The organism is Lysinibacillus composti (assembly GCF_016908465.1).
GTDB lineage: Bacteria > Bacillota > Bacilli > Bacillales_A > Planococcaceae > Ureibacillus > Ureibacillus composti_A.
Map to the genome: position 1 here is coordinate 434,673 of NZ_JAFBDY010000001.1, position 22,230 is coordinate 456,902.

The 22,230-nt window shown below is 34.2% G+C and carries 25 protein-coding genes and 1 pseudogene; 23 read left to right on the forward strand and 3 right to left on the reverse strand.

Annotated features, from left to right (window positions below; translation table 11 throughout):
- The first annotated feature begins 16 nt into the window (after positions 1-16).
- From JOD29_RS20775 to JOD29_RS02190, 16 genes and pseudogenes are all read left to right on the forward strand, one after another.
- Positions 17-370: a fluoride efflux transporter FluC gene (locus JOD29_RS20775; protein ID WP_124761858.1), complete on the forward strand. Its 354-nt coding sequence runs from the start codon at positions 17-19 to the stop codon at positions 368-370.
- The gene (locus JOD29_RS02120; protein WP_124761856.1) at positions 370-714 is read left to right on the forward strand and encodes a fluoride efflux transporter FluC; all 345 of its coding nucleotides are present in this window, start codon (positions 370-372) and stop codon (positions 712-714) included. Before JOD29_RS20775 ends, JOD29_RS02120 begins: the two co-directional genes overlap by 1 nt.
- Positions 715-769: 55 nt before the next feature.
- Positions 770-1,249 carry a nucleoside 2-deoxyribosyltransferase gene (locus tag JOD29_RS02125; protein ID WP_124761854.1) on the forward strand — a complete coding sequence of 160 codons (480 nt, stop codon included), beginning with the start codon at positions 770-772 and terminating at the stop codon, positions 1,247-1,249.
- A gap of 31 nt (positions 1,250-1,280) precedes the next feature.
- The gene (locus JOD29_RS02130; protein ID WP_124761852.1) at positions 1,281-1,733 is read left to right on the forward strand and encodes a DUF4064 domain-containing protein; all 453 of its coding nucleotides are present in this window, start codon (positions 1,281-1,283) and stop codon (positions 1,731-1,733) included.
- A 124-nt stretch (positions 1,734-1,857) separates the two neighbouring features.
- Positions 1,858-2,861: pseudogene (locus JOD29_RS02135) on the forward strand (LLM class flavin-dependent oxidoreductase).
- Positions 2,862-3,057: 196 nt separating this feature from the next.
- Positions 3,058-4,992, forward strand: a complete 1,935-nt coding sequence (locus JOD29_RS02140; protein WP_158610505.1) for an FUSC family protein — start codon at positions 3,058-3,060, stop codon at positions 4,990-4,992.
- A 93-nt stretch (positions 4,993-5,085) separates the two neighbouring features.
- Complete coding sequence (locus tag JOD29_RS02145; protein WP_124762663.1) at positions 5,086-5,514, forward strand: SRPBCC family protein; 429 nt, start codon at positions 5,086-5,088, stop codon at positions 5,512-5,514.
- A gap of 1 nt (position 5,515) precedes the next feature.
- Positions 5,516-5,833 carry an ArsR/SmtB family transcription factor gene (locus JOD29_RS02150; RefSeq protein ID WP_124761848.1) on the forward strand — a complete coding sequence of 106 codons (318 nt, stop codon included), beginning with the start codon at positions 5,516-5,518 and terminating at the stop codon, positions 5,831-5,833.
- Between the two features lie 305 nt (positions 5,834-6,138).
- The gene (locus JOD29_RS02155) at positions 6,139-6,570 is read left to right on the forward strand and encodes a MarR family winged helix-turn-helix transcriptional regulator (RefSeq protein WP_124761846.1); all 432 of its coding nucleotides are present in this window, start codon (positions 6,139-6,141) and stop codon (positions 6,568-6,570) included.
- 235 nt (positions 6,571-6,805) lie between these two features.
- On the forward strand, positions 6,806-7,348 hold the full coding sequence (locus JOD29_RS02160; RefSeq protein ID WP_124761844.1) for an NADPH-dependent FMN reductase: 543 nt from the start codon (positions 6,806-6,808) through the stop codon (positions 7,346-7,348).
- A gap of 183 nt (positions 7,349-7,531) precedes the next feature.
- A complete protein-coding gene (locus tag JOD29_RS02165; RefSeq protein ID WP_124761842.1) occupies positions 7,532-8,074 on the forward strand; it encodes an NADPH-dependent FMN reductase in 543 nt (180 codons plus the stop codon).
- A 92-nt stretch (positions 8,075-8,166) separates the two neighbouring features.
- On the forward strand, positions 8,167-8,745 hold the full coding sequence (locus JOD29_RS02170) for a GNAT family N-acetyltransferase (protein WP_124761840.1): 579 nt from the start codon (positions 8,167-8,169) through the stop codon (positions 8,743-8,745).
- A gap of 91 nt (positions 8,746-8,836) precedes the next feature.
- On the forward strand, positions 8,837-9,388 hold the full coding sequence (gene lepB, locus JOD29_RS02175) for a signal peptidase I (protein ID WP_124761838.1): 552 nt from the start codon (positions 8,837-8,839) through the stop codon (positions 9,386-9,388).
- Positions 9,389-9,422: 34 nt separating this feature from the next.
- Positions 9,423-9,593 carry a hypothetical protein gene (locus JOD29_RS02180; protein WP_158610504.1) on the forward strand — a complete coding sequence of 57 codons (171 nt, stop codon included), beginning with the start codon at positions 9,423-9,425 and terminating at the stop codon, positions 9,591-9,593.
- A 34-nt stretch (positions 9,594-9,627) separates the two neighbouring features.
- Positions 9,628-10,398 (forward strand): ABC transporter ATP-binding protein, encoded by a 771-nt coding sequence (locus tag JOD29_RS02185; protein WP_124761836.1) that lies wholly within the window; start codon positions 9,628-9,630, stop codon positions 10,396-10,398.
- A gap of 149 nt (positions 10,399-10,547) precedes the next feature.
- Positions 10,548-11,711 carry an amidohydrolase gene (locus JOD29_RS02190; protein ID WP_124761834.1) on the forward strand — a complete coding sequence of 388 codons (1,164 nt, stop codon included), beginning with the start codon at positions 10,548-10,550 and terminating at the stop codon, positions 11,709-11,711.
- 85 nt (positions 11,712-11,796) lie between these two features.
- Here the strand turns inward: JOD29_RS02190 and JOD29_RS02195 are convergent, their stop codons facing one another.
- Complete coding sequence (locus JOD29_RS02195) at positions 11,797-12,114, reverse strand: MerR family transcriptional regulator (RefSeq protein WP_124761832.1); 318 nt, start codon at positions 12,112-12,114, stop codon at positions 11,797-11,799.
- Positions 12,115-12,401: 287 nt separating this feature from the next.
- Here JOD29_RS02195 and JOD29_RS02200 point away from each other — a divergent pair, with 287 nt between their 5' ends.
- The 6 genes from JOD29_RS02200 (at position 12,402) to JOD29_RS02225 (ending at position 18,081) form a co-directional block, all read left to right on the forward strand.
- A complete protein-coding gene (locus JOD29_RS02200) occupies positions 12,402-13,616 on the forward strand; it encodes a branched-chain amino acid ABC transporter substrate-binding protein (protein WP_124761830.1) in 1,215 nt (404 codons plus the stop codon).
- Positions 13,617-13,696: 80 nt separating this feature from the next.
- Positions 13,697-14,677, forward strand: coding sequence for a branched-chain amino acid ABC transporter permease (locus JOD29_RS02205; protein WP_124761828.1), 981 nt, complete (start codon positions 13,697-13,699; stop codon positions 14,675-14,677).
- A 10-nt stretch (positions 14,678-14,687) separates the two neighbouring features.
- Positions 14,688-15,983: a branched-chain amino acid ABC transporter permease gene (locus JOD29_RS02210; RefSeq protein ID WP_124761827.1), complete on the forward strand. Its 1,296-nt coding sequence runs from the start codon at positions 14,688-14,690 to the stop codon at positions 15,981-15,983.
- A 10-nt stretch (positions 15,984-15,993) separates the two neighbouring features.
- Positions 15,994-16,764 carry an ABC transporter ATP-binding protein gene (locus tag JOD29_RS02215; protein WP_124761825.1) on the forward strand — a complete coding sequence of 257 codons (771 nt, stop codon included), beginning with the start codon at positions 15,994-15,996 and terminating at the stop codon, positions 16,762-16,764.
- 19 nt (positions 16,765-16,783) lie between these two features.
- Positions 16,784-17,491 (forward strand): ABC transporter ATP-binding protein, encoded by a 708-nt coding sequence (locus tag JOD29_RS02220; RefSeq protein WP_124762661.1) that lies wholly within the window; start codon positions 16,784-16,786, stop codon positions 17,489-17,491.
- 110 nt (positions 17,492-17,601) lie between these two features.
- A complete protein-coding gene (locus tag JOD29_RS02225; protein WP_124761823.1) occupies positions 17,602-18,081 on the forward strand; it encodes an SRPBCC family protein in 480 nt (159 codons plus the stop codon).
- A 57-nt stretch (positions 18,082-18,138) separates the two neighbouring features.
- On the opposite strand, the gene JOD29_RS02230 is transcribed toward JOD29_RS02225, so the two are convergent.
- Positions 18,139-19,752, reverse strand: coding sequence for a PucR family transcriptional regulator (locus tag JOD29_RS02230; RefSeq protein WP_124761821.1), 1,614 nt, complete (start codon positions 19,750-19,752; stop codon positions 18,139-18,141).
- 33 nt (positions 19,753-19,785) lie between these two features.
- Entirely contained in the window at positions 19,786-20,799 is a 1,014-nt protein-coding gene (gene eutB, locus JOD29_RS02235) for a hydroxyectoine utilization dehydratase EutB (protein WP_124761819.1), read from the reverse strand.
- Positions 20,800-21,033: 234 nt separating this feature from the next.
- Between eutB and JOD29_RS02240 the strand changes: the two genes are divergently transcribed.
- Entirely contained in the window at positions 21,034-22,221 is a 1,188-nt protein-coding gene (locus JOD29_RS02240) for a M24 family metallopeptidase (RefSeq protein ID WP_124761817.1), read from the forward strand.
- Positions 22,222-22,230: the final 9 nt, after the last annotated feature.

Here is a 22,230-nt window from a genome sequence, read left to right on the forward strand (position 1 = left end):
AGCGAGGGATTGTTAATTGCACAATTGGATTCAAGTATTTCTTGGTGGTATGGTTGGGGCATTTTTAAGGTTTTTTGTCCAAACAATGACAACCACAACCATATCTCTTTTGATAGTAAATATACTGGGTAGTTTTTTATTAGGAAGTTTAAATGGGTACTATAACAGAATAAATACGGATACGTCCTATAAATTGTTTTTTACAACGGGTTTACTTGGGGCATTTACAACATTTTCTACATTCTCCCAGCATTGGTTTTTTCTATTACAGGAGAGACTTTGGATAGGAGTATTATATGGCAATACAATGACACTTGTTTGTGTACTTGTAGCATTTTTAGGTTTTCGTATTTTTAGAGGTGAACGTTAATGGAATGGTTTATGGTAGCGCTGGGTGGGGGAATTGGTGCAGTTTTAAGGTTTAGTGTAATTCAACTCATTTTAAAAATACAATCTCAGACGTTTTGGGCAACGCTAATTGTCAATTTAATTGGTTCTTTTTTTATGGGAATTACTATGCATCATGTTTTAATATCGAGCCAATTACATCAATTTTTTACTATTGGCGTATTGGGTGGATTCACAACATTTTCTACATTCGCCTTTGATTTAGTAACATTAGTCGAAAAAAAAGAATGGGTAACAACTTCTATATACATGGTCATAAATTTATTAGGGGGAATTTTGGCATTCATTTTTGGTTGGTTATTATAAGGCACACATTGGTATATAACATATACTTAAATTTTTTAGTTAACGGAGGATACATATGAAAGCATATTTAGCAAATGGACTATTTTCTATCGGAGATCGATTGGTAAATGAATTAATAGCAATAAAAATACGAGCTGCAATACCTGGAATTGATTTATATGTGCCTCAGGAAAATGCGGAAATAAACGATAAACAATCATTTGCAGACAGTTTAGCAATTGCAAACGCAGATATGGAAAAACTTGAAGAAAGTGATGTATTAATAGCTGTATTAGATGGGATTGAGGTAGATTCAGGTGTCGCTGCAGAAATTGGAGCATTTTCAACATTTAATCGTCCAATTGTTGCACTATTTTCTGATGTTCGCCAGTTAGGCCGCGATAATCAGAATAAGATTGATGCGCTAATTGCAGATGGAACGGAAAATCAGTTTATCTATCGTAATTTGTTTGTTATTGGAATTATTAAGAAAAATGGTGTCATTGTCAGTTCAATAGAAGAAGTTGTTGAACAAATAGAAAAATTAAATAGATAGAATATTAAAATGAAGGAAGGGTGATTTTTTCTTGAAAAGAACTGCAGAAGTCGTATTAAGTATTATTTCGATCGTTTTTAATGTAATTGCACTAGGGCTAGTTATCTTTTTAACAATGAGTAGTCAATTTGTTTCAAATGATCCATTAATAGAAGAGGAATTAAGAAATAATATGTACGGTTCGGAATTGACTGAGGCCGATATCGATATGGCTTTGAATTCTACACAAGATATCATTACATTTATGACTACAATTGGTTGGATTTTAGTGGCAGTTATAATAATAACTATTATTCTCACAATAATTGGTACAATTAAAATTAACAAAAGTACCAAAACAGCAGGGGTTTTATTTATTATTTCTGCAATTTTATCTGGAATAATTTCTCTCCCAGGGATATTACTTATAATCGCAGCAATTCTTTGCTTTGTGCGAAAACCTAAGAATTCAACACTGCAATCTGCGGATCATGAACTTATATAAGTTTATTAGAACGGTACGAAGCCTCGTACTGTTTTTTTTTTTATGTAAAACTTTTGACACTTCGATACTTATATTAATATACTAAGTTATAAAAAGTAAGTGATTAAAACCTTGGAGGATTCACATGAAAAAATTTGAAATCGGAATATATTCACTAGCAGATATGGATCCAAATCCAATTACAGGGGAAGCGATTACTCCAAAAGAAAGAATCAAAGAAATTATAGAAGCGGCAAAACTCGCAGATGAGGCAGGCCTGGATATATTTGGTGTTGGAGAACTTCACCGATTGGATTATGGTGTTTCATCTCCAGCTGTCATTTTAGCAGCCATCGCACAATGTACGAAAAATATACGTTTAACAAGTACGACATCAGTTCTAAGCGCATTAGATCCAGTTCGTTTATTTGAAGACTTTGCATTACTAGATTTAATCTCAGGAGGTCGCGCAGAAATACTAGCTGGACGAGGTGCGTTTATTGAATCATTCCTACTTTTCGGTTTTGATACTCGTGATTATGATCAATTATTTGAAGAAAATATTGAGTTATTCAATTTGCTAAATAAAAATGAGAAAGTAACATGGGAAGGAAAATTTCGACCATCATTGAATGATGCAGAAATTGCCCCTAGACCCGTTCAAAGAGAATTACCTTTATGGATTGGGGTAGGGGGAACTTACGAAAGTGCTTTACGAGCAGGGAGATTAGGGGTCGGAATGGCGCTTGCTATTTCCAACGTTTCTGAAATATACGTATGTCCGGTAACACCAATTTTTAATCTTTCGTAAGAATGGCCAGCTTCTTTTGCGGCATCAAAAAGGCTCGTGAGGAATTTTATCCTTATTATACAAATTATTGGTCATATGTAAATAAACAACGTGGTATGGGTTTTAGACTAACAAAACAAGGATTTGAGGGGATGACGGGTGAAAGAAGTGCCCTATTTGTTGGAAGTCCCGATCAAATCGTTGAGAAAATTCTTTACCAACATGAATTGTTTGGTCATGAACGATTTTTAGCCCAAGTAGATATAGGCGGTATACCGTTTAAGCAAATTGCAAAGACAATTGAACTACTTGCAACAAAAGTTGTACCGATAGTTAATAGAGAATTGAATAAATCCTAAAAATACAATGAATACTAAACGCAGTTAATCAATTATAAAGAACAAAAACTTGATTTATGTTATCCACATAGAATGTATATCTGCTCGACCTGTTTGGGGTCGGGCTAATATTTTGGGCTAAGTGATTTTCTTGATTATGTTAGTTTCAAAAAGGAACGTTGAAATAGGTATCAGTTTTTTATTAGGAGGAAATTACATGTGGAAAACAGAAAAGACACCGTCCATTTTTAAACAAGCACTTATAGTAAATAAAAAGCCTTTCCCATGGTTAAAAGCTTTTTTGGCAGGTGTTGCCGCAGGTCTTCCTATTTGTATTGGCTTATTATTCGGTAATTTAGAGTATGGTCTTATTGCTGGGTTAGGCGGATTTACATATTTGTACGTATTTCCGATACCTTATGCTCAATTAGCAAGGAAATTAACGTTTTGTGTGCTAGGAATTACTGCGTGTGTTTTCCTTGGAACAATAGTAGCTCCATACCCCATCTTCACTGCAATCTTGATGGGTATCATTGGAAGTATAGCAATGTTCATTTTTGGAGCATTTCAATTAATTGGTCCATCTGCTATCTTTTTTGTTTTAGTTTTTGCGATGACAACGGGAATGCCAACTGCACCTAATGAAGCTTTTTTACGTGCAGGATTGACATTCCTCGGGGGAGTACTTTCGTGGATAATTGCCATGAGTGGGTGGTTATTTAATCCACATGGTCCAGAAAAAGATGTTGTAAGACGAACTTACTTAGATCTAGCAAACCTAGTTGATTCTATAGGTACAGAAAAATTTAATGATGCAAAAAATAAAGTAATGTCTTCATTAAAAGAAGCAGATCAAACGTTAACGGTGGGAAACAACCCCTGGCATACAAAAGATATATACAAGCGATTAATTGTTTTAAATATTTATGCTAATAAAATATTCTTATATGTTGTAGATGAATTTGATGAATGCCAAAAGAGTCTATCCTCTGAATTTGGCGAAGCAGTTCGAATAATAGCTGCATTGATTGAATCGGGCTCTATAATTAATGATTCATTAAATAATAATTTACCTCATCCGAATGAAATGGATGAAAAGAGTACTTTATTGTTTATGGAAATAACAGCTGCAAAAGATAGTCTGAATGAAAGTAGTTTAACTTTGAAAGAACAAATGCATATTTTAAATCCATCTGCAAAACAAACTCTATTAGGAGCATTCGATAAAAATTCAATTATTTTGATCAATGCCTTAAGATTTGGTCTTTTTATAGTACTTGCAGCTATACTAGCCTATGAATATGAATTAAACCGTTCTTTCTGGGTACCGTTATCTTGTGTAGCAGTTATGTCTGGTGCTAATGCAGTTGCAACGTTTCATCGTGCGATACAGCGTAGTTTTGGCACAGTAGTGGGCATCTTAATTGCAAGCGTCATTCTTGCTTTTCATCCATCAGGATTTGTGATTCCCTTTTTAGTATTCCTTTTAACTTTTATAACCGAATTGTTTATTGTAAAGAATTATGGATTAGCAGCTCTTTTCTTTACCCCCAATGCGTTATTAATGGCAGAAAGCGGTTCACAAGGAAAGTTTGCATTTACTTATTTCGCTTCAGCTAGACTAATTGACGTTGCAATAGGCATAATAATTGGACTAATAGGTGTTTGGGTTGTTGGGAAAAAGTCTGCATCGAGTAGATTACCTCATTTAGTATCAAAAACAATACGTAGTCAAGCTCAAGTGTTATTTGCCTTATTTTCGGGTCAAGAACAAAAAATCGATTTAAAAAACAGTACAGAAATTAATAAAATGCAAACGAATATTAAAAATTTAAAAACGGTTTATGATACAGCTTCTGGTGAAATACCAGTGAATAAAAAAGCAATTGAATACTATTGGGCAATTGTTTATTCTATTGAACAGTTAGGTTTCTTATTGGAGAAGTATTCCAACATAAAGGATCGTCCCATATTGTCAGAGAAAGGGATTTCTCAATTACTTTTTATATTTGAAACAATGGCAATTGCTGCAAATCGTCAAACAAGTGTAACAAAGAAGGAAATTCCAGAAATCAATGAGCTTCCAAGTATACAATATGTAGTTGAGGATCTTCAAAAAAACTTTCAGAAGTTAACTTATAGTCAATCATAATTTATTAGTGAATTTTGACCTTTGACATAACACCATTTGGTTTTATATAATCGAGAAGTAAAACTAATTGGTTTTATATTTAAATTAAGGAGAATAGCTATGAACAATAAATTACCTGATATAACACAAACGGTTTTAGTAAATGCACCTATTCAAAAGGTTTGGAACTATGTTTCTACAGCAGAAGGTATCGAATCTTGGTTTATGCCAAATGATTTTATATTAGAAGAAGGATTTGAATTTCATATTCAATCTCCATTTGGTCCTTCACCTTGCAAGGTTTTAGAAATTGATAAACCTAATCGCCTATCCTTTCAATGGGATACGGATGGTTGGGTTGTGACATTCATTTTAAAAGAAGTTGGAGATCAAACTGAATTTACTCTCATTCATGGAGGTTGGAAAGAAGGAGAGGAAATTATCGAGAAAGCTCAAAAACCAAGCTCTGTTATTAGAGATACAATGTCAAAAGGATGGGTGGGCATTGTACAACATAAATTTAAAGAAGTAGTTGAAGCGTAATATGTCTACAGCTCAAAACTATGATGTATTTCAGGCGATAGCAGATCCGACACGTCGTGAAGTCCTTCATTTATTATTAGATAACAATCTTTCCATCGCTGAAATTACATCACACTTTGATATGAGTCGAACGGCTATTGCCAAGCACCTTCATGTATTAGAGAAAGCAAATCTCGTCAATGGGACAAGATCCGGTAGAGAGAAAATTTATAGATTACACCCCGAACCTTTAACTGAATTGAGAGATTGGCTTTCTTACTATGAAAGATTTTGGAACAATAAACTATTGAAATTAAAATTTGTTGTGGAAAACGAGTGAAGTAAATAGTCTATAGGGGCTGTTGAATAAGTGAATAGCCCCTTATGATGCTATGGGCAAGCAACAACATCACCTCGTCGTTAGAAAAGTCTTGCTTTCCGAGTGTTTACCTCTAAATCTCGATGTATTTTGTGCAAGTATGTATATTAAAGTTACTATTACCTGCTAAAAGTCGGCTTTGAATCTTTTTAGTAGGGTAGGGCTCGACCCTACTTTATTTGACATGTAAGTAATCAAATGATATCATTTATTTCGAATTAAAGATAATTACATTCGAGATAATAAGAGGGAAGGAGAAGTTGACAATGGAAATAAATGAAAAACTAAAGGCTTTCACTGTCCTACTTCGTTCTGCACAATCAGTTCAAGATGCAACAAAAAAAGATATTGCTAAATATAATTTAAATCAAACAGAATTTGCTGTTCTGGAATTGTTGTACCATAAGGGTGACCAACCTATCCAAGTAATCGGTAAAAAAATATTGATTGCTAGTAGTAGTATTACATATGTGGTTGATAAGTTAGAGGAAAAGAATTATGTAACGCGACGTGCTTGTCCAACAGATAGACGTGTCACATATGCAGGAATCACAGAGAATGGGAAAGAACTAATGGATAAAATCTTTCCCGAACATGTAGAGAAAATTGAAGAGATTTTTGATAAGCTTTCAGATCAAGAAGTAAGTACTTTAATTGATTATTTGAAAAAGGTTGGACTTCATGCAAATCAGTTATAGATTGGTATTTTCATTCGAGGTTTGAAGATGTGTAATAATACCCTCCAAATATTTAGCAACCTTTATTGTATAAAATACTTCTTGAGGTCAGTTACTATTGAATATTATTCTGAGATGTTGGGAATTTCTATATTGTAAATAGTCCTTAAAGGCTCAGGAAGCTACAAGGGCTTTTTAAGTAATTTACTTGGTAATATTAAGGAAGTTATTAATGTTCAAAACTGGAGGAAGAAAAATGTTGAAAATTGGTATTATTTTAGGTTCCACACGTGAAGGTCGCGTTAGTCCTCAAGTTGGTGAATGGGTTAAAACAGTAGCTGATAGCCGTGGAGATGCAACTTACGAAATTATTGACATTGCAGATTTTAAATTACCTTTCTTAGGTGATCCAAATGGTGACGCTTCAGGTATTTCACAATGGCAAGAAAAAGTTAAAGGTTGTGATGGGTTTGTATTCATCGTACAAGAATACAACCACTCAATTACTGGTGCGCTTAAAAACGCATTAGACTTACTTCGTGAAGAATGGAACAACAAAGCTGCTGGAATCGTTTCATACGGTTCAGTAGGTGGAGCACGTGCAGCAGAACATTTACGTGGAATTTTAGGTGAATTGTTAGTTGCAGATGTTAGAGTACACCCAGCATTGTCATTATTCACTGATTTTGAAAATGGGAACGTGTTCAAACCAAAAGAAGTACAAGAACAATCAGTTAAAGATATGTTAGACCAAGTGATCTCTTGGAGTACTGCATTAAAAACAATTCGAAACAAATAAGTGTTGACCAAACCCTTTCTCATATTGAAGAAAGGGTTCTTTAAATGGTATTAATAGGTTAGATAGAATTAAAATTTCTTAAAAGATAGAGATTTATTGGATGGTACAACATAACAGTCATGATTTTTTTGGTAGAAGGGAAAAACAAAAATGATAACAGTTTACTAAAAGGAGATTGGCGAAATGAAAATTGTGGCAATTGTCGGTAGTATACGTAAAGATTCTTATAACAAAAAATTAGCGAACTTTATTCAATCGCGTTATAAAAATCATTTTGACATGGAGGTTCTAAGTTTAGAGAACCTTCCAATGTATAACCAAGATATTGAAGAAAATCCTCCCCAAGAGATTGTTGACTTTAAAGCGAAAGTAAAAGAATCTCATGCAGTTCTCTGGGTTACACCAGAATATAATGCAACAATTCCAGGTGTATTAGGAAATGCAATTGATTGGCTTTCACGTGTAGATAAAGTCATGATTGGGAAACCTTCGTGGATTATGGGGGCGTCCATGGGTAACTTAGGAACAGTAAAAGCTCAAATGCATCTACGCGATATTTTATTCGCAGGAGGATTATCTTCACCTGTATTAATGGGGAATGAAGTGTATGTAGGAGCTTGTCACACAAAATTTGATGAACAAGGGAATCTAATTGATGAACCAACTGTATTGTTTATTGATTCCGTGGTAAACAATTTTATGATGTGGATGAGACAATACACATAATATTTAAGTGGAGGGGAAACCTTCCACTTTTTAATTGGAATAAATAAGAAAAGTCATGGTAAAGTAGAATTATTAGTGGGAGGAGTGAGGGGATGGAAGAGATTATTCGATTAGAAAACGAGATCGTTAGGTTAAGACCGATGGAATTAGGGGATGTTGATGGGATCTATGCTGTCGCATGTCATCCAGAAATTTGGACACACATGTCGATTACCATTAATAGTGTTGAGGATGTACGGAAGTATGTAGAAACTTCACTTCAACTTAAAAAAGAAGGTACAGAACTGCCATTTGTTATCGTTAGTGCAAAGTCTAACAAAATAATTGGTTCTACTAAATTAATGGATATATCAAAAAATCATAAACGAGGAGAAATTGGATTTACTTGGTTAACTCCTAGTGTTTGGCAAAGTCCAATTAATACTAATTGTAAATTTCTATTATTAACCTATTGTTTCGAAACTCTTGGCTGGCTTCGAGTTCAAATAAAAACAGATCATGAGAATATGCGTTCACAAAAAGCGATTGAACGTATAGGTGCAACATATGAAGGGATATTACGAAATCATATGATCAGAAAAGATGGATCTATGAGACATACAGTAATGTATAGTGTGACTTCAGATGAATGGCCAGAAGTTAAAAAGCATTTAAAAAGTTTATTATCATGATGTTTTTTAATTTACTATTTCCCAAAGTCCAAACAATTGATGTAAAATATAAAATATACAAAATATTCTGTAAGGGGTGGTGAGTGGTGACATGAACGAAAATATAAATACGACTAAAACATTGATGTCTTGGTTTAAAGCCATTTTTCTTGGAATCATGATCGCTTTTTTATGCCGTGAATATATTTTTTCGCCGATTGTTGTAAAAGGTGCTTCTATGATGCCAACATATGAAAGTGAAGATGTCATCATTGTCAGTAAAATTAGTGACATAGATCGTTTTGACCAAATAGTGTTCAAGTCACCTTATGAAGATGAGTATTATATTAAGCGTGTGATCGGACTTCCTGGCGATACTATTGAAATGAAAGATGATATTTTAATAGTAAATGACAAACAATACGAAGAGCCATATGTAAATAGAGAATCAAGCCTTAATATAAAAAATCGAATTACTGAAAATTTCACTTTGGAAGAAATTACAGGTGAAAATGTGGTTCCGAGTGGATATCTTTTTGTTCTTGGAGATAATCGTTTAAGAAGTCAAGATAGTCGTCACTTTGGATTAATTCCATTAGATTCTGTATTAGGGGTATCTAAAATGAGAATTTTACCTTTACAAGATGTGAAACTATTTTGGTAGGTTGTTTGGCACTTGATATATTGGAGTGAATAAAATGCTGAAACAATCACCTGGCCTAATGCGATTGATTGGCATTGGATTAATCATAATTTTCATCATCCAAAGCTTCTTGTATTGGAATGAAGAAAGAGTACTAGCAATTTTAAATATTCTATGCGCGGGAACCATATTTGTTATTTTAATTGTTCAATATAAGAAAAAATGAAAGATTAATAACGTATGTATTGGGGGAAGAAAAAATGATTACATTAGAAAACGTGTCAGTTTATCGAAATAAAAAGCAAATATTAAAAGATGTCAATTGGCAAGTGAAAAATGGGGAACATTGGTCAATACTTGGATTAAATGGTTCTGGGAAGACGACGTTATTAAATATTGTGAATGGATATATTTTTCCTACTAAAGGCGATGTTGAGGTATTAGATCACGTCTTTGGCAAATCTTATATTCCTAAACTTCGCGAAGAAATTGGATTAGTAAGTTCCTCACTCCAAAAGCAATTAAGAGGATTTGATAGTGTATTAAGTATTGTTTTAAGTGGGAAGTTTGGTTCAATTGGGTTATATGAAGAGGTTGAAAAAAAAGATGTAGAGTTAGCACGACATTATATGGAGCTATTAAATTGTAGTCATTTAGAAGACGAACAATTCGAGTATCTTTCTCAAGGTGAAAGACAACGTGTTCTAATATCTAGAGCATTAATGGCAAATCCAAAAATTTTAATTTTAGATGAACCATGTAATGGATTAGATTTAATATCAAGAGAAGAGCTGCTTCATTTTATTGGGAAAATAGCTGAAAGAGAAGATGCTCCAACATTAATTCTTGTTACACATTATACAGAAGAAATTTTACCTTGTTTTAACCATACGTTATTAATAAAAGAAGGACAGGTATTTGCAAAAGGTTTATCGCAGGAACTCCTAACAGAATCAACACTTTCTGAATTTTATGGTCGTCCCATTTCTGTACATGAAGAACAAAATCGAGTTTGGCTTGCATTAAAATAAAATAATTAAAATTAAGAAGAGATTGTTCATTATTATTCTCAATGAACAGCTCTTTTATTTTTTCTCAGTTAATACGAATAATCTTTTAAGAAGAAAGAAAGCTAATTAGTAAAAGATAATAAATAATTTATCAATCGTCGGAGGAAAGTATGGGCGACTGGACTAGTGAAATACCGTATGAAAAAATAATTGAATGGAGGCGATATTTACATCAACATCCTGAATTGTCGTTTCAAGGCTTTAATACCTCTAATTATATTTATGATATTTTATCTTCTTTCCCAAACTTGGAGTTATCCAGACCAACTGTTACAAGTATTGTGGCTACATTAGTGGGTAGTGCAGGGGAAGGTAAAACCATTGCCTTTCGTGCTGCTATAGATGCTTTACCAATTCAAGAGAAAACAGATCTACCGTTTAAGTCGAAAGTAAATGGTGTCATGCATGCATGTGGCCATGACGCACATACAGCTATATTATTGGGAACTGCTTTTGTTCTATCAAAAATGAAAAATCAGCTAAGAGGTAAAGTGAAATTTATTTTTCAGGATGGTGAGGAACAACAACCGGGTGGTGCTCAGATATTAATTGAGAGTGGGGCTATAAATGAAGTCGAAGAAATTTACGCATTACATTTAATACCTAATTTAAAGGAAGGAGCAATTGGGTTAACTACTGGTTATTCAAACATTACAGCAGATGGTTTTTTCTTGAATATAAAAGGGAAAGAGTTAAATTCCCCAGATACTAAAGTGGATCCAAATAAAGTATGTTCTAAAATTGAGGCATCTTTAGGTACAAATGTGATAAGAGGCATTAAACCAGATGAAATTGAATTAATCATGGTTGGTGATTACCGTTCAAATCATGATTCTAATATTATCCCGGAAAGTTCACGGTTAAACGGTTCAATTGTTATTAAGAATGAGAATTTACGCGATCAAGTTGAAATTCGAGTTAAGAACACAATCGAACATATTACCGCTCTGTATGATGCTAAGTACGAATTGAAGTATGTTCGAGGGTATCCAAGTGTAAATAATAGTCTGGAATTAGTAGTAAAAGCAAGAAAAGCCACAACAAAAGTGTTGGGCGAAGGTTTTGTGTATGATCTTCCACGATTAAAATTAAGCGAAGATTTTTCTAATTATACAAAAGTAATTAAGGGTTGTTTATTATGGCTCGGTGCAGGTAATGAAGAACAAGGATTTGGTTATACGAATCATCATCCAAATTTTAATATATCAGAAGCTTCTCTAATAAATGGAGTAAAAGTGCAAGTTCAAATTGTGATTGATGGGTTAGGGATTTAAATCAAAATATTAGTTTTATGAAGAAGTGAAGATTTAGGCTAACAATTCGTTAGTCTTTTTTTGTTAGTGAGTATCTTTGATTTTGTTATTTAAAATGTGCATTTAATTGCCCCTGTAACAAGGAATTGCGTACTACTTTTGGGTCTATCAGCTGTTCTCGTCGCTTAAGCTCTTTTCGGATTTCGTGCGTCAAAACCCCTTCTTCAAGTTGATTAGCAATTTCAATTAAAGTTTCTACATCTTGAAAGGAATATTTCCTAATACCAGTTTTCGATCGTTCTGGAAAAATTAATTTCCTTTCTTCATAATATCGGATTTGCCTTTCAGAAAGTCCTGTTAATTCACTTACTGTTCCAATTGAGATTACCTTCTTGATTTTATAAGAGCCATCACTCCAAGGCATTTATCCGCCGCCCTTCATTCTAAATTTTCAGAAAAAATAAATTCCTTTTCTATATTTTACATACTAACTTTTGTAAAGACAATAAAAATTTTAATCTTGTGTTAACTTTTCTAACACGAAATATGTTGAATTATGACAAGTTGCGCCTTATTCATCACCTTCATCAAAAAAAGTTTGTCAGAACTTCTAACAAACTTGCTGTGAAATTATGCCTACATCTCTATACTTGAAGAAACTAGTAGTTCAACTAGTTTTTGAAAAGATAAATAGAAATAGGGGGTTAGGTTATGAAACTAAAGAAAAGTGCAAGTTTATTTCTATCAAGTTTATTGACGGTTGGTCTGTTGGCAGCTTGTTCTTCGAGTACTACAACAACAGAAGAATCCACTACTACTGGTGGTGAGGCAGCAGAGGGTTCTAAAGTAATTAAAATTGCAACTCAAACACCTCTATCTGGTGGAAATGCAATTATTGGTGAATCTATGAAATTAGGTGCCCAAATGAAGCTTGAAGAAGAAGCAGCAAAGTTTTCGGAAATGGGCTATACGCTTCAACTTGAACCGTATGATGACCAAGCAGATCCGAAAAAAGGGGTTTCCAATGCAAACTTAATTGGAGCAGATGAAGCAATTTATGGCGTAATCGGTCATTACAATTCAGGTGTAGCGATTCCTTCAACTGAAGTATATGAAAAGTATAATATTGCAAGTATTTCTCCAGCGAATACTGCAGTTGAAATAACTGAGCGCGGTTTAAAAACTGTAAACCGAATCGTTGCTCGAGATGATAAGCAGGGACCAGCTGGAGCGAAGTATGCAGTGGAAGAATTAGGAGTAAAGAAAATCTTTATTATTCAAGATAAAACTGCTTATGGTTCAGGTTTAGCGGATGCATTCAAAGCTAAAGCGGAGGAATTAGGTGCAGAAATCGTTGGATATGAAGGTATTACTGTTGGGGAAAAAGACTTCAATGGTGTAATTAACCTAGCAGCTAATAAAAAACCGGATTTAATTTATTTCGGTGGAATTTATGCGGAAGCTGGAATTATTATTAAACAAGCCCGTGACAAAGGTATAGATATTCCGATTATGGGTGGAGATGGTTTAGATTCTTCTGGTCTAGTTGATATCGCTGGTGAATCTGTTGTTGATGTTTATATTACTTCTGTTGCAGGTGATAGTACTGCTACAGAAGAAGGTCAAGCATTTGTTGAAGCATATAAAGCAAAGTTTAACAAAAATCCTGAATCATACTCTGTATATGGTTACGATTCTATGGGCGCGTTTTTATATGCTTTAGAAAAGGCTATTAATGAAAATAATGGTGAACTTCCTCCAAAAGAAAAAGTGGCTGAAGAAGTACGTGCAATTAAAGATTATCAAGGTGTATTAACAACAGTTACATTTGACGAAAAAGGCGATAATGTTAACGGAAAAGTGTACTTATACAAATTTGATGAAGCAAGCTACCCAGCTAAGCTTCAAGGAGAAATTAGTTTGTAAGATTTGAAGTTTTGAGAAAGGGTGTTGAGATGAAATTTTTCTCAACACTTTTTCATTAATTATAGTAAGGGAGGGTTTTTATGCTACTAGAAATGTTTCAGACTTTGCCTCAAGTACTTATAGATGGACTAACATTAGGAGCTGTCTATGCGGTTGTTGCACTTGGGTATACGATGGTTTACGGAATCTTACAGTTAATTAACTTTGCGCACGGTGAAATTTTTATGACAGGTGCATTTATTGGTACGGCTCTTTTTATCATGATTATGGGTTGGGGATCAGCAATTCCTCAAATTCTTTTGCTTATTATCGTACTGGTAATTACAGCAAGTATCACTGGTTTTATTGGTGTGGGTATGGAAAGAATAGCCTATCGTCCACTTCGTAATGCCCCACGATTAATTCCTCTAATTACGGCAATAGGGATTTCCTTTGTTTTACAAGATGTTATTCGATTTATTGCCGAATTAACAAGTGGAAATTATATTGTGACAGGACCTTCGTTATTTTCGGAAAATATTAACCTAAAGACCTCAGCAATTTCGAGTGTTTTTAATGATGCAAGTTTCAAAACTTCTTTTTTAATTGTACTAACCGTTGCAATCTTACTAATGATTACACTAGACTTCTTTGTTAATAGAACAAAGTGGGGAACTGCTATGCGAGCAGTAGCATTAGATCGAGAAACAGCAGCATTGATGTCTATTAATGTAAATAAAGTCATCTCAATTACGTTTTTTATCGGTTCAGCATTAGGTGGTGCAACAGGAGTTTTATTTGCATTGCAATACGGGACAATTGATCCTTATATCGGTTTTATATTAGGTCTTAAAGCATTTATTGCCGCAGTATTAGGTGGAATTGGTAATATTCGAGGTGCAATGTTAGGTGGTATTATGCTGGGGGTAATGGAGATGTTTGCAGCGGCTAATCTATCTTTACTTACTGGTGGAATATTCGGTGCAGAATATAAAGATGTATTTGCATTTGCCATCTTAATTTTAGTATTAATATTTAAGCCAGAAGGTTTGCTTGGTAAACCAACTGCTGAGAAAGTGTAGGTGACTGATTATGAAAGCAAAGTTTTCATCATTTTTACAACATAAATGGTCACAAGTTATTCTTTTTAGCGTCTTCATCGCTGTAACTTCTTCTGCGTTATATTTTTCTCAAAAATCAGTTGTATCATTTTTATTATTACTTGCTTCGTTACTTGTTCTTCATTATATGAACTTAAAAAAGGTGACAAAATGGATTGTTGCAGCAGGGCTGTTATTCTTCCTTATTCCATTTGCTTCTAGTGGTGGGCCGGCGTTTCAATCGTATATGGAAGTAGCAACAATGGTAGGAATCTATATTTCTATGGCATTAGGTCTAAATATCGTAGTTGGTATGGCTGGACTTCTTGATTTAGGATTTGTTGCATTTTTTGCTGTTGGGGCTTACTCCTATAGTATTTTTGCAACACCTCAAGCTTCAAACTTTATGCCATTTGGGGTTTACCCTCTTGGTGGGGAAAGTTTTTGGGCGTTTTTAATTATTGGTGGTATATGTGCTGCTATAGCAGGGGTATTGATTGGGGTTCCAGTACTTCGAGTTAAGGGTGACTATTTAGCAATCGTAACTTTAGGATTCGGTGAAATTATCCGTATTGTTTTCAATAACTTAGATAGACCAATTAACTTTACTGGCGGCGCTATGGGTATTTCATCTGTCACGCCACCAAAAATTTTTGGTATAGAGCTAGTTTTTCCAAATCAATTCTATTTTGTTACTTTAGTTATTTTACTTTTTACGATTTTTGCAGTTTTACGTCTAGAACACTCAAAATTAGGACGTTCTTGGAAAGCTGTTCGTGAAAATGAAATTGCGGCTCAAGCGATGGGGATTCCATTAGTAAAAACAAAATTACTAGCATTCGCGTTAGGTGCAACGTTTTCAGGAATGATGGGGGTTGTGTTTGCAGCCAAACAAGCCTTTATTGATCCAACGAGTTTCACATTGATGGAATCATTTACGATACTGGTAATGGTTGTGCTTGGTGGTATGGGTAGTGTGCCAGGGGTTATTCTTGGCGCGGCTGTAGTAACGGTTTTAAATCTACAAGTTTTAACAGAATTAACAAACTGGGTAAACCAACTTAGTTTAAATGGGATTGTGTCAATTCCAGATGCACTTTCTCCTGCGAAAATGCAAAAGTTTATCTTCGGTGCTATTTTAGTGTTATTTGCATTGTATCGACCTAAAGGCTTAATCCCTTCAAAAAATAAAATATTTGATGCAAGTAAATTAAAAGTTTCAAAGAAAACAGAAGATATTGAAAATAAGGATTCAGTTGTAGTCGAAAATGAAAAAGTCCAAGTGTAGGAGGGATGGCATGGATATTTTAGAAGTAACCAATTTAACTAAAGAATTTGGTGGACTCACAGCAAATAAAGACGTTTCTATGAATGTGAAAGAAGGTTCCATTACAGCAGTCATTGGACCAAATGGAGCGGGTAAAACAACCTTTTTTAATATGATTACAGGTGTGTATCAACCTACAGCAGGAGAAATAAAGCTAAAAGGTCAATCAATAGTAGGATTAAAACCAGATGAGGTAGCGAAAAAAGGGATTTCAAGAACATTCCAAAATATACGTCTTTTTGGGGAAATGTCTGTCATTGAAAATGTACTGGTAGGGATGCATAATCACTTGAAGACCAGTTTGTTTGGAATCTTTTTAAGTTTACCGAATACAAAAAAAGAAGAGTTACAAGCAGAACAAGAAGCCTATCGACTATTAGAGTACTTTGAGCTCTCACACCTTATCAATGAAAAAGCTAACAACCTAAGTTATGGAGCACAAAGAAAACTTGAAATTGCCCGTGCTTTAGCCACACAGCCCAAATTAATATTACTCGATGAACCTGCCGCGGGAATGAATCCTAAGGAAACAAAAGAACTCACAGACATTATTAAAAGAATGGGAAAAGAGTTCGGGGTTACAATTCTTCTAATTGAACACGATATGAAGCTTGTTATGGAACTTTCTGAACAAATTTTTGTACTAGACCATGGTGAAAAGATTGCAGAAGGAAATCCGGAGGCAATTCGAACAAACCCAAAAGTAATCGAAGCCTATTTAGGTTCAGCAGCTGTACAATAGGGTGAAGGAGTGAGAAATGATGCCTATGTTAGAAGTGAAAAATATCGAAACATACTATGGAGCGGTTCAAGCTTTAAGAGGGATTAGTTTTGACGTAAATGAAGGCGAAATTGTTACCTTAATTGGGAGTAATGGAGCAGGGAAATCTACTACATTAAAGTCAATTAGTGGACTAGCAAAAGTGAAGACTGGTTCAATTTTTTATAAAGATAAAGAAATCTCAAATAGACCACCTCATGAAACGACGCTATTAGGAATTGCACATGTTCCTGAGGGTAGAAGAATTTTCGGGAATTTAACAGTAAAAGAAAACCTTTTAATGGGAGCTTTCTCGGTGAAAGGAAAACAAGTGATTGAAGAAAGAATGGAATTTGTTTTTGGACATTTCCCTAGATTAAAGGAACGGTTAAGTCAAAAAGGTGGAACGATGAGTGGTGGGGAACAGCAAATGCTTGCAATTGGCCGTGCTTTAATGATGAACCCGGATGTATTAATGCTAGACGAGCCTTCAATGGGATTAGCGCCAATAATTGTGGAACAAATTTTCGAAATTATTTTACAATTAAACAAAATGGGTATTACAATCCTTTTAGTTGAACAAAATGCGTACCAAGCACTAAGTATTGCACATCGTGGTTATGTCATACAAAACGGTTCCATTGTTCTAAGTGGCAAGGGAACTGAATTAATAGAGAATGATGAAATAAAAGAAGCTTATTTAGCGTAACTTTAGAGCAGTTTAATGCGTCAGTGACGAATTAAACTGTTCTTTTATGGGGAAATATTTTTGTGCAGATTATAATGCATGTTACAATTTCTACAAAAGGAGGAATGTTCATGCTAGCTACTATAGTAAATGCTGAAAAAGGCTATTTAGCTCAATTTGACCGTCTATTTAATCATCCTATCGAAAAAGTTTGGGCTGTACTTACAGAAAATGATAAGTTGAAAATATGGATGAGTCACTTAGAAATTGTGGATTTAAGGAAAGATGGATTAATAAAATTTCATCATAATGATGGCACGGATCGGTACGAAGAAATGAAGATTACTGATTTTGTTGATTCTGCTGTTTTAGAGTTTGAATGGGGAGCAGATATTGTTAGATTTGAGCTACAACCTATGGGAGACGGTTGTCTATTTATATTAAAAGAATTTATTTCGGAATTAACAGATCACACACCTAAAGATCTAGCAGGTTGGCATGTATGTTTAAACATATTCGAAGCAGTGGTGGAGAATAAAACATTGGAACATCCTGAAAATGAATGGGAAAAATGGTTTGAAGAATACAAAGAATTAATGAATGAAATTTAATAGAAAAACGAAGGTGTCTTTTCAGTACATCCTTCGTTTATTTTTTAGTATTATTTCTTAGGCAATATGTTCAAATCGAACTGTCCAAAGTTTCAAACAAAATTGGAGTAAAAAAATATCATCAGGTTCATTCAAAGATCGATTAGTCAATGACTCAATTTTACGCAAACGATACAATAATGATTGTCGATGCAATGAAAGAGTGCGTGCTGTCTGACTCACATTTCCTTGATGGTGTAAATAGGTTGCAAGGGTTTGTAATAAATCTAAACCATTATTTTTGTCATATGCAGCAACAGCACCAATTGTTGAGTGCATTAGTTCTGTAGAAAATTGATTATTTGAAAGTGAAATTAGTAATTGGTAAATTCCAGTACTAGCAAATGTACTCCTAACTCCAGGTCCTTGATGACTCCTACCTATTTCTAAAGCTGTTCTTGCATTTTTATAGCTCAAGTGAAACGTAAATCTACCTGCATGATTCTCCCCAATTCCCCAAGAACAAGTTGGGATCCTTTTCTTTTCAACTAATACGTCAATCGCATCTAAAAATTCATTTACTTCTTCTGCTACATAATCACCTGTACATTCTAGATAGATTACGACTAACTCACGGTGAAAAGTATAAATTATTTGTTTCTTTATATTTTGAGCTGTAGATTCTACTAATTCTGAAAAAGTTCTTCTAAAATCCTTTTCGATGTCTTGTTTTATTTCTTTTTTATGTTGATAGAACTCTTCTAATTTTTCGGGTTGCCCAACTATACATACGTAGGGTAATTGAATAGAGTAGCCTAATTTTTTGCCTGTCTTAATAAACTCTTCTTTGTCACTCCAATTACCTTTTAACAAACATTTAATAAATTCTTCTGATTCTTTTTTCTTATTGTTTAAGATAGCAATATCTTTCTGTATCCATAGAGTTAATATTCCAACTACTTGATTTATGACGGACTTTGGAATAGGGGAAGAATTAAATCTTTTTGTATTCAGTATTAGATAGCAAGGTTCTTGAGAAACAATAAAGACAGGTATAATCTGAGTGAAATGCCCATTTTGATGTCGGATTATTGTATGATTCTCGATTTCATTTAAATTTTGAATAGTATTTTGATTAGGATTATTATTAATGAACTTTATTATGTCACTATTATAATGAAGTTCGGTATCCATTTGAAATTCCTTAGATAAATAGATAAGGACATCTTCTAAAGGATGATTATCTAAATAAAGTTTTAACAGTTCTCGTTGTAAGCTATCTGCTTTAATCATTGTTGACTTTTCCCATTTATTTAGTTGTTCTAGAATGTATTTGATCACATCTGAAAAACGGACTTCCCAAGGTAGTTCAATTAATGGGAAATTATGTTTTTCGCAAAAATCTAGTATTTCTTGTGGGATGCAATCTACGTGTCTGCCTATTGCAATGCCCAGGGCTGCTGCACCAGAAAGGTAAATATCTTTTACGTAGGATAAAAATAAATCTGTGTTATTTCCACAACCGATAGCTGTAGTTAGGACGAGTTCATTTTTTCTTACGAAATCTTCCACGGGTATTTCCATAACAGTAACGGAATCTACAAGTTGAGTTGAAATGATATTTTCACCAGAGCGAAGTTTAGCAGTTGCAAAAAATGGAATAGATAAGACATCTTTCACAGTATATTGCAATGAAATCTCCTCCTATCTGAAGAACATTAATGACTATAAATACTGTTTAATTGAATTTGCATGAACTGGTGTATCTACGTTATTCCCACTAACAATAATTACAACCTTTGAATCTTTCTTAACTGGTATTAAATTGTCGAGAATTGCACCAACCCCAATCGCAGCAGCGCCCTCAACAACAATTCGATGCTCTTTATATAAATAAGCCATACCTTTTTTTATTGTTTCTTCTGGAATTAAATACGATTGATCTACAAATTGTTTCACCATGTTAAATGTGTATTGATTATTTTCGCCAATGCCTCCTAGAAGACTATCCGCAATTGATGGTTCTTCCACTACTGATACTGGTCTTCCTGCCTTTAAACTTGCATTCATAGCGGCCCCTTTTTCCATTGAAACTCCAATGACACCGATATCTGGATTAGTATTTTTCATAACTAACCCAATTCCTGAAAGTAGTCCACCTCCAGATAATCCACCAATGACACAATTGATCGAAGGAAGATCCTCAAGAATCTCAAGTGCAATCGTTCCTTGGCCAGCGATTACATGTGGATGGTCAAAAGGAGGTATAACAGTAAGTCCTTGTTCTTTTTCTAATTGATAACAACGTTGTTCAGCATCGTCTTGCCCGTTGCCAAATATTTCAAGTTCAGCATCTAAAGATTTAATAGCATCTATCTTGGCTTTTGGAACATGTTCCGAAACGCAAATACGGGATCTAATGCCTAATTTTTTTGCAGCTAAAGCTACAGCAAAACCATGATTTCCAGTTGAAAAAGTAGTGACACCAATTGATTTTTCTTCGTCGGTTAATTGATAAATTGCGTTGACAGCACCTCTAAATTTAAAAGCGCCACTTTCATGAAGATGTTCATACTTTAAATATATTTCTGCTCCAAATTGCTTTGAAATTGCTTTTGAATAGATTAGAGGAGTCTTTTTAACTACAGAGGAAATTAGACGTTTTGCTTCCCAAACATTTTGAACTGTAATGTTAGAATTTGTCGTTTTAATTTTTGAAGTAGGTATCGAAATGGTCATCTATGAAACTCCCTTCGAATTAATATGTAACATATTCTAACACATAATAATTTATAATTTTACAAAAAATGAAATAAAAGATAAAAATAATTTTAAAAATAAACATATATCAAAATTGTCTAATAATTTCATACAAGTTGACAGATTGTTTTTGGTGTTCAAGAAACTCTATAATTCTATCTAATAAATCATAAAGTTTTATAGTGATTTGTCATAACAAAGGAGGCTTGTGAAATGGCAGTTTTTGAAGTTTCTGAATATAAGGAAAGATTGAAAAAGACAAAAAAGAAGATGGCAGAAAAGGGGATAAATGTTCTACTAGTAACCGATCCAGCTAATATGAATTATTTGGCAGGTTATGATGGTTGGTCTTTTTATGTTCATCAATTGCTAATTGTCTTATTAGATGAGGAAGAACCATTTTGGATTGGTCGTAATCAAGATGCAAACGGTGCGAGAGTTACAACTTGGTTAGGAGAAAACCACATTATTGGTTACCCAGATCATTACGTTCAATCGACAGAAAGACATCCTATGGACTTTGTTTGCGATATTTTAAAAGAAATTGGTCAAACGAATGGGACTGTCGGTGTCGAAATGGATACTTATTATTTTACCGCAAAATGCTTCACACAATTACAAATTGGACTTCCTCAAGCCTCATTTGTTGATGCCACATCATTAGTAAACTATGTAAGACTTATTAAATCAGATCAAGAAATTGAATATATAAGAAGAGCTGCTAGAATCGTTGAAAGTGCAATGAAAACAGGGATTGATGCTATTGAAGAGGGCGTAAGAGAATGTGATGTTGTTGCTAAAATCATGCATGCACAAATTAGTGGGACAGTAGAGTTCGGTGGTGATTACCCTGCTATTATGCCGCTTTTACCTTCGGGTGAAAGAACATCAACTCCTCATTTGACATGGACTGATGAAAAATATCAATCTGGTATTCCCGTTATTTTAGAATTAGCAGGATGTTACAACCGATATCATTCACCGTTATCAAGAACTCTATTTATCGGCGAACCAGATCCAAAAGTAAAATACTTAGCGGATGTAGTTGTAGAAGGTTTAAATGCAACACTTGATGCAATCAAGCCTGGTATAACTTGTGAAGAGGTTGAGGCCGTATGGAGAAAAACAATTGCGAAGAGTGGATTTGAAAAGGAATCCCGTATTGGTTATTCAATGGGCTTAAACTACCCACCAGATTGGGGCGAGCACACTGCGAGTTTAAGACCTGGGGATAAAACAGTTTTACAACCAAATATGACATTCCATTGTATACCGGGAATTTGGCTTGACAATTATGGGGTAGAACTAAGTGAATCTTTCCGTGTAACAGAGAGTGGTATTGAAGTTTTCGCAAACTTCCCTCGCCAGTTATTTGTCAAAAACTCGACGAAAGTGTATTAAAGGGTGGGT